This window comes from Nitrosomonas marina, assembly GCF_900111605.1.
Lineage (GTDB): Bacteria > Pseudomonadota > Gammaproteobacteria > Burkholderiales > Nitrosomonadaceae > Nitrosomonas > Nitrosomonas marina_A.
Genome location: NZ_FOIA01000007.1, coordinates 48,278 through 65,197, shown reverse-complemented (window position 1 = coordinate 65,197; position 16,920 = coordinate 48,278). Strand labels below are relative to the sequence as shown.

14 protein-coding genes are annotated in these 16,920 nt (G+C 49.6%); 2 read left to right on the top strand and 12 right to left on the bottom strand.

The genetic code is table 11. The annotated features are described in order from the left end of the window. Positions 1–15 precede the first annotated feature (15 nt). Genes BMY62_RS04715 through BMY62_RS04690 form a run of 6 tightly spaced genes read right to left on the bottom strand, consistent with a single transcriptional unit; the run spans position 16 to position 6,927 of the window. Positions 16–1,794 (bottom strand): BatD family protein, encoded by a 1,779-nt coding sequence (locus BMY62_RS04715; protein WP_090657176.1) that lies wholly within the window; start codon positions 1,792–1,794, stop codon positions 16–18. Then, positions 1,791–3,575 carry a vWA domain-containing protein gene (locus BMY62_RS04710; RefSeq protein WP_090657174.1) on the bottom strand — a complete coding sequence of 595 codons (1,785 nt, stop codon included), beginning with the start codon at positions 3,573–3,575 and terminating at the stop codon, positions 1,791–1,793. The genes BMY62_RS04715 and BMY62_RS04710 overlap by 4 nt, the downstream gene beginning before the upstream one ends. Positions 3,576–3,593: 18 nt before the next feature. Further along, positions 3,594–4,577: a vWA domain-containing protein gene (locus BMY62_RS04705; RefSeq protein WP_090657172.1), complete on the bottom strand. Its 984-nt coding sequence runs from the start codon at positions 4,575–4,577 to the stop codon at positions 3,594–3,596. Between the two features lie 7 nt (positions 4,578–4,584). Next, positions 4,585–5,037 carry a DUF4381 domain-containing protein gene (locus tag BMY62_RS04700; protein ID WP_090657170.1) on the bottom strand — a complete coding sequence of 151 codons (453 nt, stop codon included), beginning with the start codon at positions 5,035–5,037 and terminating at the stop codon, positions 4,585–4,587. Then, on the bottom strand, positions 5,030–5,947 hold the full coding sequence (locus BMY62_RS04695; protein ID WP_090657168.1) for a DUF58 domain-containing protein: 918 nt from the start codon (positions 5,945–5,947) through the stop codon (positions 5,030–5,032). The genes BMY62_RS04700 and BMY62_RS04695 overlap by 8 nt, the downstream gene beginning before the upstream one ends. Further along, the gene (locus tag BMY62_RS04690; protein WP_090657166.1) at positions 5,944–6,927 is read right to left on the bottom strand and encodes an AAA family ATPase; all 984 of its coding nucleotides are present in this window, start codon (positions 6,925–6,927) and stop codon (positions 5,944–5,946) included. The genes BMY62_RS04695 and BMY62_RS04690 overlap by 4 nt, the downstream gene beginning before the upstream one ends. 859 nt (positions 6,928–7,786) lie before the next feature. Between BMY62_RS04690 and BMY62_RS04685 the strand changes: the two genes are divergently transcribed. Continuing rightward, a complete protein-coding gene (locus BMY62_RS04685; RefSeq protein ID WP_090657255.1) occupies positions 7,787–9,121 on the top strand; it encodes an HD-GYP domain-containing protein in 1,335 nt (444 codons plus the stop codon). Further along, positions 9,081–10,424, top strand: a complete 1,344-nt coding sequence (locus tag BMY62_RS04680) for a putative bifunctional diguanylate cyclase/phosphodiesterase (protein WP_090657164.1) — start codon at positions 9,081–9,083, stop codon at positions 10,422–10,424. Before BMY62_RS04685 ends, BMY62_RS04680 begins: the two co-directional genes overlap by 41 nt. Before the next feature lie 173 nt (positions 10,425–10,597). Here BMY62_RS04680 and BMY62_RS04675 read toward each other — a convergent pair whose 3' ends face one another. From BMY62_RS04675 to BMY62_RS04650, 6 genes are all read right to left on the bottom strand, one after another. Beyond that, complete coding sequence (locus tag BMY62_RS04675) at positions 10,598–11,287, bottom strand: M48 family metallopeptidase (protein WP_090657163.1); 690 nt, start codon at positions 11,285–11,287, stop codon at positions 10,598–10,600. After that, entirely contained in the window at positions 11,287–12,051 is a 765-nt protein-coding gene (locus BMY62_RS04670) for a lysophospholipid acyltransferase family protein (RefSeq protein WP_177170291.1), read from the bottom strand. The genes BMY62_RS04675 and BMY62_RS04670 overlap by 1 nt, the downstream gene beginning before the upstream one ends. Further along, a complete protein-coding gene (gmhB, locus tag BMY62_RS04665) occupies positions 12,048–12,587 on the bottom strand; it encodes a D-glycero-beta-D-manno-heptose 1,7-bisphosphate 7-phosphatase (protein WP_090657161.1) in 540 nt (179 codons plus the stop codon). The genes BMY62_RS04670 and gmhB overlap by 4 nt, the downstream gene beginning before the upstream one ends. A 1-nt stretch (position 12,588) precedes the next feature. Continuing rightward, on the bottom strand, positions 12,589–14,706 hold the full coding sequence (glyS, locus tag BMY62_RS04660; RefSeq protein WP_090657159.1) for a glycine--tRNA ligase subunit beta: 2,118 nt from the start codon (positions 14,704–14,706) through the stop codon (positions 12,589–12,591). Further along, positions 14,703–15,635 (bottom strand): glycine--tRNA ligase subunit alpha, encoded by a 933-nt coding sequence (gene glyQ, locus BMY62_RS04655; RefSeq protein WP_090657157.1) that lies wholly within the window; start codon positions 15,633–15,635, stop codon positions 14,703–14,705. The genes glyS and glyQ overlap by 4 nt, the downstream gene beginning before the upstream one ends. A 143-nt stretch (positions 15,636–15,778) precedes the next feature. Next, the gene (locus BMY62_RS04650; RefSeq protein WP_143058754.1) at positions 15,779–16,786 is read right to left on the bottom strand and encodes a J domain-containing protein; all 1,008 of its coding nucleotides are present in this window, start codon (positions 16,784–16,786) and stop codon (positions 15,779–15,781) included. Between the last annotated feature and the right edge of the window lie 134 nt (positions 16,787–16,920).

The following is a 16,920-nucleotide window of genomic DNA, read 5'->3' as shown; positions in this document are numbered from 1 at the left end:
ATCTTGATCAGATTCTCAGGAATACAACTCCGGCAAAGCACTACCACCCCTCTTATCTTTTGATGCATGAACAGTTTTCGGCAATTCAGTAATCAGTTTCGCCAGTTCCCGTCCATTCCAGCTTTCCTGGTTATCCTGATACAAAACCCGATCCAGTTGCGTTAACGTTGCATCGATGGCCGGATCATTCAGACGTGATGAGAGCTCGTCAAGTCCTATGGGTGGAGAATCGTGCCAGTGGCATGCGGCCCATTTGAGCAGGAAGTGACGCGCCTGTTGCGGGTTATTGCCCCGACAGGCGGCGAGAAACCGTTTTCTGGCCTGCCTGGCATTTTCAAGTTCTTCAAAGGGTGGCTTTTCTGCGCCATCCGACTGAAGTTGCATACGTTGCATACGGCGCACGCGCCAGAAAAGGCCGAGTGTTATCAGCCACAGTGTAGCAAATAGCAACGCTACCCAGAACCAGCCGGAATCGCCAGCAGTTGGTGAACCAGTAAAGCGGCCCGTTCGGTCTGCCGGAAACAGCTGGCTGCCTGCCCGTTCTGTGGATTGCTGTGTTGAACGATTTTGCGCATAGTCGACACCCGGTATATTAGTTGCGACATCCTCCTGTTGTTGCCCCGCAGCAGGAAGCACTTCCACCGTGCGTTCCGGCAGTTTAGCGACCTGTTCGCTGTCAGTGGCAGTGTCCCACCAGTGTAAGGTAATGGCCGGGAGGGTATGTTTTCCGGGTTGTGTGGGCATGTATGCCAGGCGCAGTGTTTTTTCTCCCTGGACTGTGCCCGACTGGTTTTGCGTTCTCGATTGCGCACGGTCGGGATAGAGCTTGAAACCCTCGGGGTCTGTCAATTTTAGTTCAGGCAGTTGTTCGCCCGTCACACCCAGCGCTGTAATGGAAATGTTGCGCGTAACCGGTTCGCCAATATTGATTTGGCTGTCTTCAGGTTCCCAGGTTTCGTGCAGTTCAACGGCTTCGGAAGGCAACCAGTAGGGTGATTTACTTTGATCAGGACGTGGCCGAACATCCAGCGTAATCGCTTCTCCACGTAACCGGACCGGACGAGTACTGGAAAAGAAACGGTCAAAAAAAGGATCCTGTCGATTGGAGGCTTCCGGTATTTGTGCATTCAGAACCGCGGACGGAATCACCAGTTTGCCACTGACCTGTGGAAAAACCACAAACTCGCGTTCAATCACCGTGTAACTCCGGCCATTACGCAGGGTTGTATACTCACGATCTTCACCGACCTTACGCACCAGCATGTTTTCATGTTCAGGTTCGCTCAAGCTGCCCTGTGCCAGATTGACAGCAAAAAACACGCGCTGGGTATACCGAACCATTCCCTGTACATAGGGATCGGTTTTGTCAACGCTGGTTTCCAGAAAAATCGGTGCAGCTGTATCGGGCTCGTTGCCGGCAGACGCTGCCACCACCTGCAGGGTCAGTTCAGGCGTATACTCATTGTTAATCTGCAACGGTGGAATGGTCAATTGACCGCTACGCAGGGGAATCAGTGAAATCGTCCAGGTCGTGCGTGAATCCATTTTGCCATTGATAATGTTGACGCGGCTGCCACTCATGGTACCGGCGATTTCGAAATCCTGCTCCAGTGCGCGCGTATCGGGCATAGTTGATATCTGACCGGCGGCCTCGATGGTCAACCGTACAGTCTCACCCTCGGTTATGCGCTCGCGGTCCAATTGTGCGGTCAACGCCGCGACAGCCTGTACAGGCCCCAATAGCAGGCAAAACAGAAACATGATGGAATAAAAGAAGTATTTTATTTGGCTCATTTCTGTTTTCGCTGATGATGTTCCAACATGAATTTTCGGCGCAGCAGGCCGGCAGGGTCCTCGGGAATCTGCCGCAGCCACTGTTCCAGCGCCAGCTCTTCCTCGCTTGACAGCGGTTCATTCTCATCGTTCCTGTCATCATGGATTGACGCATCCGGCTGGGTAACCTGCTGATCTTCCGGATATTGATCGTCATTATCTGATTGCTGCGGATCAATGGGCTGCGATTCGCGCCGACTATCATCAACATGGGACTCGCTGCTATCACCATCAGCCTGGTTATTGTCGATTTGCGCTTCGTCTTCAGACGGCGTCATGTTGTTTTGTTCCGAATCGTTTTCTGAGCCACTCTCTTCATTGTGCTCATCGCCGTTTTCCTTTTTATCCTCTTTTTTTTCATCCTGTTCGCTTTCATCATTTTGATGCGCCGGTTCATCGTCCAGTTCTTGGTCTTGCAGCAGTTTCTCCAGCAATTCGAGATTGGCTTGTGCGTCGTCATGCGCGGGATTTTCCTGTAATACGTCGCGATAAGCTTTCATGGCCTGCTCAATCTCACCCGCGCGCGCAAGTGCATTGCCCCGGTTATAAAGTGCTTCAGGATCATCTGACTCGGCAAACGCTTTTGCGGCAGCTTCAAATTCACCAGCTTCGTACAACGCCGTACCACGCCAGTTCGGATCTCGAAACTGCTGCGCGGCGGCCTGCGGATCGCCCTCCTGTAAATATCTGTACGCCTGTTGATCAGCTCGTAACCATAAGTCCTGCCAGCCAAAGGCGTGACCAGGCGGTGGCGCAACGAAAAATAACGCATACCCCAGCAACCAGCCCCGCCGGAATGATACAGCGGCCAGCAACACAATAACAGGCAACAGCCAGACACCACTTTCCACCCAACGTTCGATCCCGCCAGCGCCATCTGACATTTGCTCAAAATCACCCGCAGGGGATGCTTCCGATAACAAACGGTTTAAATCCCGGTCATCAGTCGTCAGCCTGCTGAATGTGCCACCGCCTGCGCGTGCAAGTTCCTGGAGCGGTGCCGGATCAAAGCGAATTACTTCGGTAATACCATCACGCACAATCGCGCCGCCCAGTTCCGTGCCGATACCCAGCACGGAAAGTGTGTGCCCCTGGGCATGTAATTCCCTCGCCTGAGACAGGGCTGCCGCCGGATCTTCAATCCCGTCGGTAATCAATAGTAATTCACCTGCGCGTATGCCTTTCAGATTCAGCAATTCCATCGCCATCTGCAAAGCCGGTGCAGCATAATCACCACTTACCGGCATGATATCCGTCCGTAATGCCGTGACCAGATTCTGAATGGTTCTGATATCCTCGGTGAGCGGTGTAACGATATGCGGCTCACCGGCAAATACGACCATACCGGTACGTCCTTCCCTGGAACGTTCAAGTATATCCATGACCTTGAAACGCGCACGCTCCAGACGCGAGGGTATCAGGTCGCGCGCGTCCATCGACGGTGATAAATCGAGTATCAGAATCCGCGATAATTGCGCTTGCCAGACAGCCTCGGGCTGGCGTTCCCATACCGGACCCGCAAGTGCGCAGATGGTCAACACCCAGCCAGCGGCGAGTATCAACAATGGCAAACGCGCCGATCGGCCAGGCTTCTCCAGCCACAAACCGGACAACAGCTGCCGGTCAATAACCTTACGCCAGGCTTCGCCGGCCGATTGTCTGCGCCAGAGCAATATGAGCAGCCATATGACCGGTATCAACGCCAGGAACCATAATGGACGCAAGAAATGAAATTCGTTCATAACATTAACGCGGGTTCTTTATTTCATTCTCCATATGTATTGCACGAGCAAAAAACTCATTAACAATCCGAGACCGAGTGGCCAGACAAAAAGTTCAGACGTGGGGCGAACGAGACGACCACCCTCTATCGTAGGTTCGAGGCGGTCCAGCTGACGGTAGATATCCTGAAGCGTATCCCGGTCGGTAGCGCGAAAATACTTTCCGCCGGTCAAGTCGGCAATCATTTGCAACGTCGCTTCATCCAGATCTGATGCAGGATTCACCATACGCATACCAAACAGGGTCTGCATCTCGTGCGCTTCGCCGCCCACACCAATGGTGTAAATACGCAATCCCTGTTGTTGAGCAAGCTCGGCAGCTTTGCGTGGCTGCACATGACCTGCGTTATTGGCGCCATCAGTCAGCAGCACCAGCACAGCATCTTCGGCATCATGCCGCAAACCTTTCAGATGTTTGATCGCCATGCCGATAGCATCGCCGATCGCTGTTTCGCGTCCGGCAATCCCGATTGCGGTACCCTGCAGCAGGTTTGCAACGGTTGCGTGATCGAACGTCATCGGTGTCTGCAGATAAGCCTCGCTGCCAAACAGAATCAACCCGATACGGTCCCCCTCGCGGCGACGGATGAAGTCACCGGCCACCTGTTTGACAACATCCATACGGTTGGCATGCCCATCACCCATATCAGCAATCTCCATACTGCCGGACACATCGACTGCCAGAATCAAATCGCGCCCGGTCTCGGGAAGTTCAGTTTCCTCACCAATCCATTGCGGCCTGGCCGCGGCAGTGACCAGCAGCAGCCAGCATATGAACAATCCCCACAAGCGCGGCGAACGTATCGACTGTCGACGCGTTTCAGCAAAACCGTCTGAAATGGAGTCAACAAACGGTACAAATAAAACACCCCGATTAACGCTTGTAGCAGGCGGCAGAAAATGCCTGAAAAGCCAGGGTAACGGTAAACATAGAAACATCCAGGGCCATGCAAATTCAAACATCCTTCACTTATTTCGGCAGGTTCGTTTTAATCCACTGACGCGCCAGATCGATCAGTTCATCCAGATCAGCGTGCACCTCTTGATATGGGCCTGATAACAGCAAACGGCCGGGTCCGTTGGAAAACCGCCCGTTGCCGCCATTGTGATCAAGAAAAGCAAGCCAGGACTGGCCGGATAGTCCTGCAACTTCTTTTGCAGGCCAGCAGACCAGTGCATACCGTTTCAGCAGTTGATTCAAACGCGAGGCAGGCTGCTTAACATCATTCCGGTTACTGGCCAGCCATTTCAGCTCATAAAGCGCTGCACGCTGTGCGACACGTTTTTTTCTGTAACGATAAATCAAAATACTGCACACTGTTAACAGCAACACGGCAATCCACCAGCCCGGCGCAGGTGGCCACCAGCTAACAGGCATGGGCGTATGCAGTGGACGCAGCGCTGCAAGCGGATCTTCAATCATTGATTTTATTTTGACGGGCCAAACCCGAGCGCAAAGCAGGAACCATAGGGTCGGTCGTGGCGATTTTCATAAAGTGAATGGCATGGCGCGAACAGATGCTGCGGATTTTTTCACAATGCAACTGATATTGCCTCTGCCACTGTCCGAAAGCAGACGCACGGCCTGTATCGACAGTCATATAATGCCGGCTGGTACCAAGGTGGTACAGGCCTGGTGGCGGAGGCGTCGCTTCCAGCGGATCGTAAAGTAATGCACCAATCACATCATTATGACGCACCAAGGCACTCAGGTATTTCTCAGCACTGTTTCCAAGCTCCCTGAAATCACTGAAAATCACAACCATGCTGCCTGGCAGAACAATTCGAACCATCCGGGCGAGTGCGTCGTCCAGACGACCGTTTATCATATCGCCCGGCCTTGTGGGTTGCAATTGTACCATCGCTTTCAGCATCGATAACAATCCGACCTCGCGTGTAGCCGGATAAATTTCGCGATGCCCGTCTGCCCCCTGAACAATACCGCCAACACGGTCACCCGCATTGACGGCAGCCCAGCCAAGTATTGCACATAACCTGCCCGCAAGCACAGATTTGTACTGCACGCGACTGCCAAAAAGCATGCCCGGATGCAGATCGACGAGAAACAGTACCGGGCGCTCGCGTTCTTCACGAAACAGTTTGGTATGCGGACGTCCGCGCCGTGCTGTTACACGCCAGTCGATAGTTCGTGCATCATCACCGGCCTGGTATGCGCGCACTTCATCAAATTCCATGCCCCTGCCATGATAAACAGAAAGATAGCCACCCGCCTGTCTCGACAAAACGCGCCTGCGCGCACCGAGTTCCAGGCCTCGCGCAGCTGCACGCATGCGGATCAGGTTTTCGAGTTTCAGGGTAACACCTTCGCTCATGGCGCCGGCACACTGGCTAATATCTGGTCAATACATTGTTGGGCAGTGATGCCATCCGCTTCCGCCTCATAATTCAGCAAAATCCGGTGGCGTAGCGCATCTGGCGCAACATTCTGCACATCCTCAGGCGTCACAAAATCACGCTCGGCCAACCAGGCCATAGAACGCGCTGCACGCTCAATGGCAATCGCACCGCGAGGGCTCGCACCCCAGCGTATCCAGCTGGACAACTCCTGCCCGTATTGACCGGGATTACGGGTTGTCTCGATGATCTCCACGATATATTCCTCCACGGCCTCGGCCAGATGCAGCTGCATAATTTCACGCCGGGCAGTAAAAACCTGTTTCTGCGTTACTTTTCGAAGCTCAAGAGGCACTTTGTGCTCCAGTGCGCAAAGCGCTTCATGCCGAACTACTTGCAGAATTTTTCGGCTGGCGTGTCTGTCCGGATAGTCAACACGCACATGCAGCAGGAAACGGTCGAGTTGCGCTTCTGGCAACGGATAGGTCCCTTCCTGTTCAATCGGGTTCTGCGTAGCCATCACCAGAAATAACGGCGGCAACGGATAGCTGGTCGCGCCGACAGTCACCTGCCGCTCTTCCATCGCTTCAAGCAGAGCAGATTGCACCTTGGCAGGCGCGCGGTTGATTTCGTCGGCAAGAATCACATTATGAAACAAGGGGCCTTCGTTGAAGGAAAAACTGCCGGTTTCTGGATGATAAACATCACTGCCAGTCAAATCAGCCGGTAATAAATCAGGCGTGAACTGGATACGGTGAAAATCCGCCTCGAGACCCCGGGCAAGCGATTTAATCGCACGTGTTTTGGCAAGTCCCGGTGCTCCCTCCAGTAACAGGTGGCCGTCACACAATAATGTCAGCAGTAACCGTTGTACCAGCACCCGCTGTCCGATAATCTGCTGTTCGAGTTCACGGCAAAGCTGTGTAAATGCTTCTTTGAGAATATTTTCAGAACTCATTTTGATGCATGCTTATAGTTTTCGATGAACCAATCATAATGTATCCAAAGCAAATATCATGGCAGGGTGTTATTGTACGAAACAATCTCTTGCTGTGTAAAAATCTCTCTACCTTGCCTTCAACAGTCCGGCAATTAAACCTGAGCGTAAAGTGACACGCTGTTTTCTTTTTTCTAATAAATACTTATTTGTAATCATGCGCTTCGCGCCACACCTTTCACCTTTTCCGAATAGGTTCCAAATCGTACTATTACATTACACTCAATCAGTGACTAAGGTTAAACGTCTGTTAAAAGTGGACAAACTCACAATATCATTGCATATTTTATACACACAAGAGTTTCAAGCGTCATAACCTGCGTAAGCAAACGAGAAATACCCTTTGAGAACAAGTTTCAAATCGGGTTCACAGATTTTATAAACATAGCGTGTCTGTTATGGCAATTGCTTTTGGATTTCCTGTTACCCCAGCTCTTTCAGACACTCTTCGGCATTGACCTGGCAATAGTACGCCCGAGAAGGTTTAATTCATGGTTGCATCCATTTCTGCAAGCCCTGATTATCACAAAAACAGCTTGTTGTTAATTGTTTCGCAAGATAAATATGGCGATTTCACCGCCTTTTTCAATCTCTAATTTTGGAAAAAAGAGTGTATAAATCAGATTTATAGACCGCTGAATCCATTTACGATTCGCTATATTAGATGTAGCGGATGCTACTATCAATGGCCAAATATTCGGAACAGGCCTATTGGCGAGATTCTAATGAGCAGCCAACAAAGCTAATTATCAGAAGGCCCGCCAAAAATAAAACCAGATACATAAATAATAATTTATTGACGGTACGTTTTGTTAATGACATGCAAACCAGTAATACAACCCACAAAGTAATGGTACGGAACCTGAAATTCGGCATGTATGTGAGCCAGCTTGATCGCCCCTGGCTGGAAACGCCATATTCGATTCAAGGTATTCTGATTACCGACATGGAAGACATCCTAGAGCTTGAACGACACTGCAGATATGTTTATGTTGATATCAATCGATGTGAATCACACATAATCCAAAAATATCGTCTGGGAAAATTTGATCAAATACTGACAAAAGAAACCTACAAAGCCAGCCTTGATGCACTGAATAAAGCACTCATCCGTGAAACCACCAAAAAAGCCGGAAAAATTCGTCAGACACCCAGAGCAGTTGTTGACAAAACACACTTTCATGGTAATCAGGTTTACGCCGACGCATGTACAGTCGAGGAAGAACTTCCAGTTGCTACCCGGGTGCATCAGTTTGCGCACGATATCATCAAAGAAATCACCAGCGACTTTGAACGCAATCAATATCTTGAAGTGAGTGGTGCACAAAACTCAGTATATGCATTGCGGGACAGCATCATAAGAAACCCCGATGCAATGCTGTTACTCGCTCAACTTAAATCTTCCGGTGAAACGCTCTATGACGATGCCGTGAAACATTCCATTCTATTGATGGCGTTTGGCAGACATCTTGGTCTCCCAGGAAATGAACTTTCAATGCTGGGATTAGGCGGCATGTTTATGGATATCGGCAAACTGCAGTTACGACAAAAAATAACCGCCACCCAGGATGCGCCCGACACCGTCGATGTGAACCTATTGAAACAACATGTGTTACTTGGTGAAAAAATAATTAAACAGTCAGGCGACATACCCACATCCGTATATGAAATTGTTGCACAGCATCACGAACGTGAGGACGGATGCGGGTATCCGCGAGGACTCAGTGCCAATCAGTTGAATACTTATGCACGCATGGCCGCAATTGTTGACAATTATCTGGAACTTTGCAAGTCACAAGCAAACGTCCCGTCAAACAGCGCATTTCAGGTTTTTAATCAACTAAAAACACTGGCCCGTTATGGGTTAAATGCAACCCTGGTTGAACAGTTTGCACACTGCCTTGGTTTTTTTCCCGTGGGCAGCCTGGTGGAGCTAAACTCGGGCGAAGTAGCTATCGTATTGTCACACAGTCGCTCCAAAAGATCTCTGCCCTCTGTCATGGTGATACTCGACGCCAACAAACAACCTTATACAATGCCTGAAACTCGAAACCTCAGACTGATGAAACCCGGACCGGACGGTGCACCATACACTATTGTGCAGGATCTGCCACATGGCGCTTATGGTATTGATTCCGCCAGTCATTATTTATGAAACACATCATAACTTAGCGATGCCGATTCATAGTTATCAAGCCTTTCTACAGACTGCTTCAAAAATCCTGCTGGACGCCAACAATGCGCACCAGCATAGCGCCGTGATCATTATTAATCTGGATGGGCTGCCAAAACTCGATGGTATCCTGGGATATACGGAAGTCGATGAAATTCTCGGCAACCTGGTTCAACAAATACAAGGCGCTTTAAATGGTAAGGATATTACCGGACCTAGTGGGCGCCATCAAATCTGCTGTCTGCTTTCTGATTTACTGACTACGAATCATGCGATTCTGGCAGCACACAAAATCATGCGTATTTTTACACAAAACCACTACTTCAATCGTCGGCGGGTCAGCTTGCTGCCACGTATTGGTGTGGCACTGAATAGTACCAAGAAAGACAATCTAAAACAGCTCATGTGCAACGCCAGCACTGCCCTCTATCATGCACAGCGCAACCGGGAAACGATTCGCTTATACGACGATAATGAAAAGGCGTTGTTGCTTTCCGGTATGGATATCTGGTCAGAACTTGACCGGGCAATCGATACCGACGAACTACAATTGGTCTTTCAACCACAACTGTGGATAAGCACGGGGACAATCAGGTCAGTTGAAGCATTACTACGCTGGAATCACTCCAGTCTGGGATTCATTCCGCCAGATAAACTCGTACAAGCGGCTGAAGGTACTGAACTAATGACCAAGCTGACACTGTGGGTTCTCAACTCAGCGCTGAGGCAGTGCCAGGAATATCGCAAAGCTGGTCTTAGCACAGGTGTTTCAATCAACTTATCCGCTGACGATTTTAACGACACTGAACTGGTAGAATTGATCGAACAGGCCGCCAATATCTGGTGCGTACCTCCTGGCGATATCATGATTGAGTTAACAGAAACAACCATCATGGAGGACCAAAACAACTCATTAGAGACAATACATGCCCTGAAAAATATCGGCTTCAAACTTGCAATGGACGATTTCGGAACAGGGTATTCTTCTATGGAACGGCTATTGCTGCTGCCACTGGACGAAATCAAAATCGACAAAACCTTTGTTAAGGACATGCTGATGTATCCCGCACATGAGCATATTGTCAGCTCAATGATCAATATAGGCCATCGACTTAATCTGGATATTGTGGCTGAAGGCGTCGAGGATATGGAAACCTATAAGCACCTCCAGATACTGGGTTGCGATGCCGTTCAGGGCTATTTTGTAGGCAACGGCATGACGTTGTCTGAACTGATCAGTTTTGGCCTTCGGCTCAAAGCAGTCGGACGAGATGCGCTCTGTTAAACCTGGTAGCTGACGAACCGTAATCCAGGAATCTGCAACGCTACCAAAAGCCGAAGGGCTGCCTGATGTAATTCCATAACGATCGCAACGTGGCTCAATTCAAATAACACTCGCAAAATGACTGCTTTCAGCATAAAAGCCCTGGTCAATCAGGCTTTTGGATCATGAACAGGCTAGTAGTTGCGCAATTCCCTGCGCGCATGCTGATAATCCGGATATATGGCAGCAACTCGTTTCCAGAACGCGCTTGAATGGTTCATTTCAAACAAATGACATAACTCATGAGCAACGACATAATCAACCAGAAATAGCGGTAACTGCACAAGACGTACATTCAATCGAATGACGCCGCTGCTGTTACAACTGCCCCAACGTGTCTTGGCATGCGAGAGTTTGAAAGGCGGATAAGGCAAGTTGAGTCGGTCCGCATACAACGCCAGGCGCTCACTGAAACAGGCAAGGGCACGCTGCCGATACCAGTCAATCATCCATTTCCGAAAAACTTCCGAAGACAAATACCGGTCAGACAATTTCTTTTCAGCGGAATCGGCAGGCACCATGCAAAGCTGGCCGTTTACCGTTATTTCTGGCTTCCATAAATCGCCCAGTAAGGGAAACACTGCTGTGCCAGGCAAAAAACCAACCGCTGTATCTTGTGAAAGCTTATTGCGCCAGATGACCAATTTTTCAAGAATCCAGTCTGTTTTACCGAGAACGATTGCATCTATTTGAGCGCTCGTCAGATCATGTGGCGCATTAACCTGCAGACCCTGTTGACAGATCCTCAAGCCAACCGATTTGCGGCCGCTGCGTTTTATTCGATAATCAATGACTTCACCGGCCAGGCGAATTTGACGCAACATCACTGATTTCTGGCTTCAGTCTGTATGGTGCTACTATTGATTGCCGTCTGTCGCTGACTGATACGTACCACTTCGGTTTCGATCCATTCTTCCACCTTGGCGTTAAGTTCATTAGCCTCCATTCCCGCCGGATCAATTGGTTTGCCGATACTGACGGTAATGATACCGGGTTTTTTGACAAAAGCGTTTCTGGCCCAGAATTCACCAGCATTATGGGCGACCGGCACGACCAGCGTGTTGGTATGGGTCGCTAGCCATGCGCCACCGATACGATAGCTCCCCCGCTTGCCGGGTGGCATGCGTGTACCCTCTGGAAAAATCACCACCCAAAAACCACTTTTCAGTCGCTCCTGTCCCTGCTCCACTACCTGGTCTAGCGCACTTCTTCCAGCAGTACGGTCAATAGCAATGGGACTGGTCATTGCCAGCCCCCAGCCAAAAAATGGAATCTGTAACAGTTCTTTTTTCAGAACCCATACCTGCGGTGGAAAAATTTTCTGAAAAGCCAGTGTCTCCCAGGCTGATTGATGTTTAGATAACACGATACTCGGGGTTTTCGGAATATTCTCAGCACCCAGCAGGCGATAGCGCAAACCACAGACATGCTGCAGTAAAAACAGAATCATGCGTGTCCAGGTTGATGTTACACGATAGCGGGCATGCGCGGACAATGGAAAACATGCCAGCGTGAAAATCGCATATGGTGGTGTGATTATGACGAGCAGCAACATGTAACAGGCAGAACGTAAAAATGCCAGCATCATGCGAATCCTACGATGGCATCAACCGCAGCTGACAGATCGTCATATACCTGTGTGCGCGGTGGCAGTTTATCCATTTCCCGGGTTGCTTTGCCTTTACCGGTCAACACGAGAATCGGTAAAGCGCCTACAGCATCCGCTACCAGCAAATCACGCAAGGCGTCTCCAATCGTCGGCGTATTTTTCAGATCCGTTCCGTAACGTTGCATGATTTCTTCAAACATGCCGGTTTTTGGCTTGCGACAACGACATTTGTCAGCACTGGTATGCGGACAGAAAAAAATAGAATCAATCCGTCCGCCTGCCTGGGCCACTGCTTTATACATTTTATCGTTAATAGCATTAAACGTGACCATGTCAAGCAGACCTCGACCGATCCCGGACTGATTGGTAGCGGTTACAATCCGATAACCGAAATGCGTCAGGCGCGCAATAGCCTCTATACTGTTAGGAATCGGTTCCCACTCATCTGGAGTCTTTATAAAAGTTTCACTGCTCTGATTAATGACGCCGTTATGATCAAGAATAACCAGTTTCATATCAACCTGCCAGCTTGGAAAGATCGGCCACCCGGTTCATTGCCTGATGCATCATTTTGAGCAAGCATAACCGGTTGATACGCAGACCAGCATCATCCGTATTGACCATAACATGGTCAAAAAATGTATCAACCGGCTCCTTGAGGGCGGCAAGCGATTGCAGCGAACGAGTATATTCACCGGATTCAAATGCATTGTCTGCCTGCGGCTTGGCCTGCATCAGTGCATCGTACAGAGCGGTTTCGGCCGGTTCTTTAAGCAAACCCGTGTTTACCTGGCTGTGAATGACTGCATTGCTTTCTGTGCTTTTTTCCAGAATATTATGCACGCGCTTGTTGGCAGCCGCGAGACTTGGGGCTTCAGGGAGCTTCTCAAACGCGCGCACGGCTTCAAGCCGTTTGGGGATGTCTTTGAGAATTGCTGGTGCCTGGCTCAATACAGCATCAATAGTCTGCGGCGTATAGCCCTGTTCACGCAGGTTTCCCGCCAGGCGGTCATATATGAACTGTAATGGCGAGATCGCTGTTTCAGGGTATTTCTCGTCAAATGCAAGCCGGGCTTCCTTGAGCAGGAAATCCAGCGACAAGGGTAATTCTTTTTCAATCAAGATGCGAATCACACCCAATGCATGTCGCCGAAGCGCAAACGGATCTTTGTCGCCCGTCGGCACTTGACCGATACTGAACAAACCGGTCAGCGTCTCAAGCTTATCAGCCAGCGCAACACAAATTCCAACCATATTACGCGGCAATGAATCGCCGGAGAAACGCGGTTTATAATGATCCGCGATAGCCTGCGCAATTGTTTCTCCGTGTCCGTCATGCAACGCATAATAATATCCCATGATACCTTGTAATTCGGGAAACTCGCCGACCATTTCTGTCAACAGATCCGTTTTGGATAATAATGTTGCTTTACCTGCATCATCCGCCAACGCTTCACCGCCAAGTAGCAGTGCAATAGACCGGGCGATGACTCGTACCCGCTGAATACGTTCTCCCTGGGTACCAAGTTTATTGTGATAGACTACCTGATCAAGCCCGGGTAATCGAGACTCCAGCGACTTCTTGCGATCCTGATCGTAGAAAAATTTGGCATCGGCCAAACGCGAGCGCACAACGCGTTCATTGCCGGTAACAACAAGCGATGGATCGGCTGGACGAATATTCGAAACCAGCAAAAATTTGTTCGCCAGTTTTGCATTTGCATCCATCAGCGGAAAATATTTCTGATTGGCCTTCATCGTCAATATCAGGCATTCCTGCGGCACTTCGAGAAATTCGGGGTCGAACTGGCCAATCAGTACATTGGGCCACTCAACCAGCGCAGTAACTTCGTTGAGCAATGCATCATCCTGAAACAATGTCAGCCCTGCCTTTTCTGACGCTGCATTCAGTTGCTGGCTGATTTCATTACGACGATCATCAAAGCCAGCGATAACAGCGCCTTCTTCCAGCAGTTGCTGTGCATAGCTATCCGCGTTTTGCAACTGAATAAATAACTGGCTTGCTTCAAACCGGTGTCCCAGCGCCTCACGCCCCGCGTCCAACCCCAATAGCCGGACCGGTATTATTTCCGAGCCATGCAAAGCAACCAGCGTATGCGCAGGACGTACAAAATTGACACTCTCCCAGCCGTCTGCAAGCTGATATGTCATCACTTTAGGTATCGGCAGCCGACCAATAATCTCGTCAAGCGCAATTTGCACCCCGTCTGCCAACTTCGTCCCAGTGACAACAGTATCCAGAAACAATGTTTCTGTTTTACCGTCACGGACGCGCTTGAGCTCGGCAACAGCGTCAGCACTCGCCCCCAAACTGGTCAGCTTTTTCAGCAACGGTGGCGTTGGCCGGCCTTTTTCGTCCAGTCCGACTTTGACCGGCATAAGTTTCCGTGAAACGGGTTTATCCGCCGCCTGTGATACAACATTCGGCACCCACACAGCTAAACGCCTGGGTGAAGCGTACACCTTGAATGCTGCTGCCTGTACGTCGTTTATAAGCGCTTGCGCTTGTAGACTAGCAATAATCGATTCAGCAAAACTGAAACCCAGCTGTTCAAGTGACTGGGGCGGCAGCTCCTCCACACCCAATTCAATCAATAAGTTCTTTGCTGTCATGCGGTATTTTTCGAGTGTGCAGATGCAGGCATTTGCGCCACCCAGGTACGTGGTGCCAGAGGAAATGGCGGATCAAGTTGCTCACGGCTAGCGTAATAGGCCTGTGCCACATCACGCGAAAGTGCACGAATGCGGCCAATATACGCAGCGCGTTCGGTTACCGAAATTGAACCACGCGCATCCAGCAAATTAAAAATATGCGCCGCTTTCAGCACATGCTCATAGCCCGGCAATGGCAAACGCAGATCGATTAACCGCTGCGCCTGTGTCTCATGGTTGGAAAATGCGCAAAACAAGTATTCCGGATCGCTTTGTTCAAAATTATAAACCGATTGCTCAACCTCATTCTGGTGATAGACATCTCGATATCTCAGACCTTCTGTCCAGACCAGATCAAACACGTTTTCGACGCCCTGCAAATACATGGCCAGACGCTCCAGACCATAAGTGATTTCCCCGGTTATCGGTTTGCAATTGATTCCCCCAACCTGCTGGAAATAGGTAAATTGCGTCACTTCCATCCCATTTAACCACGCTTCCCAACCTAGACCCCAGGCGCCGAGTGTTGGATTTTCCCAGTCGTCCTCGACCAGACGCACATCGTTTTTTCGCAAATCGAGACCAAGCTCCCGCAATGAATCAAAATACAAATCCAGAATATTACTGGGTGCGGGCTTAAATACAACCTGAAACTGGTAATAATGCTGCAGACGATTAGGATTATCACCGTAGCGACCATCCTTGGGACGGCGAGATGGCTGTACATAAGCTGCCTTCCACGGCTCAGGGCCGAGCGCGCGCAAAAATGTCGCGGTATGACTGGTCCCGGCACCCACCTCGGTGTCGAAAGGTTGCAAAATGGCGCAGCCCTGCCTTGCCCAATACTGTTGCAAAATAAAAATAATTTCCTGAAAAGTATGCTTGCTCATGAAAAAAACGTTGGCAGCGTTTGCTAAATTTGGAATAGTCGAATTTTACAGGGTTTTACGGCAAGCGCGAAAGAATGACGGTAATTTTAGGGAAAATAAAACAAATAGCAGTATTTTCCATCTTCAACCAAAGTGTTCGATAGTCAGACCCTGACTGCTAGAAAGCTTCCGCGCTCCTGCTCAAATTTAACTGTAAGAAAGCACGCACCGACAGATATAAAAGCCTGTATCCTGTGTTGATGAACCACTTCTGCAACAGCCCGGAAATTAGGTGCGTCAATTTTGATAACATCATTCAAACTGAGTGATGTCTCGGCCAGAAAACGTGTACCCCGCGGCGATAAATCCTGAATTATGCCTTTACTGGGTAAGTCTGGCCAAAACTGATAGTATTGAAATTCCCCGTGCATGCTGATTCGTATGTTTGTACGGTGTTTTGGCTCAAGGAACGTTTCAGCGGGCACAGGCAACGGACTGCCACATTCCAGGCAAGCATGTTGCTGGTAGGGGCCAACTTGTTCTGTATACGCTGCATGACAGAATACGCAATATGACAATGTCGCTCCGGATTCCTCGACAACCGGCGAAGTAGTATCGCTGCCACAATCCGGGCGACCGGTACGTCCTATTTTACCTACCGGTATCAATGTTTTTTCAGAATACTTCCATTTGCCGGCGAGATAAGCATCATATCGCATCCGCGCCGCAGGATTTGCAAGAACCGCATACGCTTCTCCCAGCAAATCGACGTTCTGATAGGGATACTGCAGCAAGGCCTGGTAACTGGCGATAACAATTTCTGCAGGAGCATCAGGCTGTATCTGGAGAACCCGGTAATAATTGCGCCGGTTTGTCCGAGATTCAGTACAATCAGGGATATCCTTGACAATGCCCGACGCAAAAGACCCAAGGCTTAACATCCTGATAGGATATCGCTTTCGCAAATCGCGATCATATACTGCGCGTTTTAGTGGATCGTTTAAAACCGCCATAGCCATTTTTAACGCATTAGAACGCAGTTCTGCATAGTCCTGATCCGGGCACATCCTGATTTTCAGCTTTAAAATACGATAGTTAACCTGAATAACCGTCAATGGCGCGTCAGGCTGTGCATAGAGTGATCTGTAAAAGTTCCGCCTTTCCTCTTTCATAAAATAACGCACTCGCATAATCTACGTAACGTACATTAACAGCATCAGTGCTTTTGAGTCCATTTTCCTGATTCACTGAGACGACTTCATTTTTCTGTTCAGGGTCGTTTATTGCCAGCGTGTTCTATTCTTTC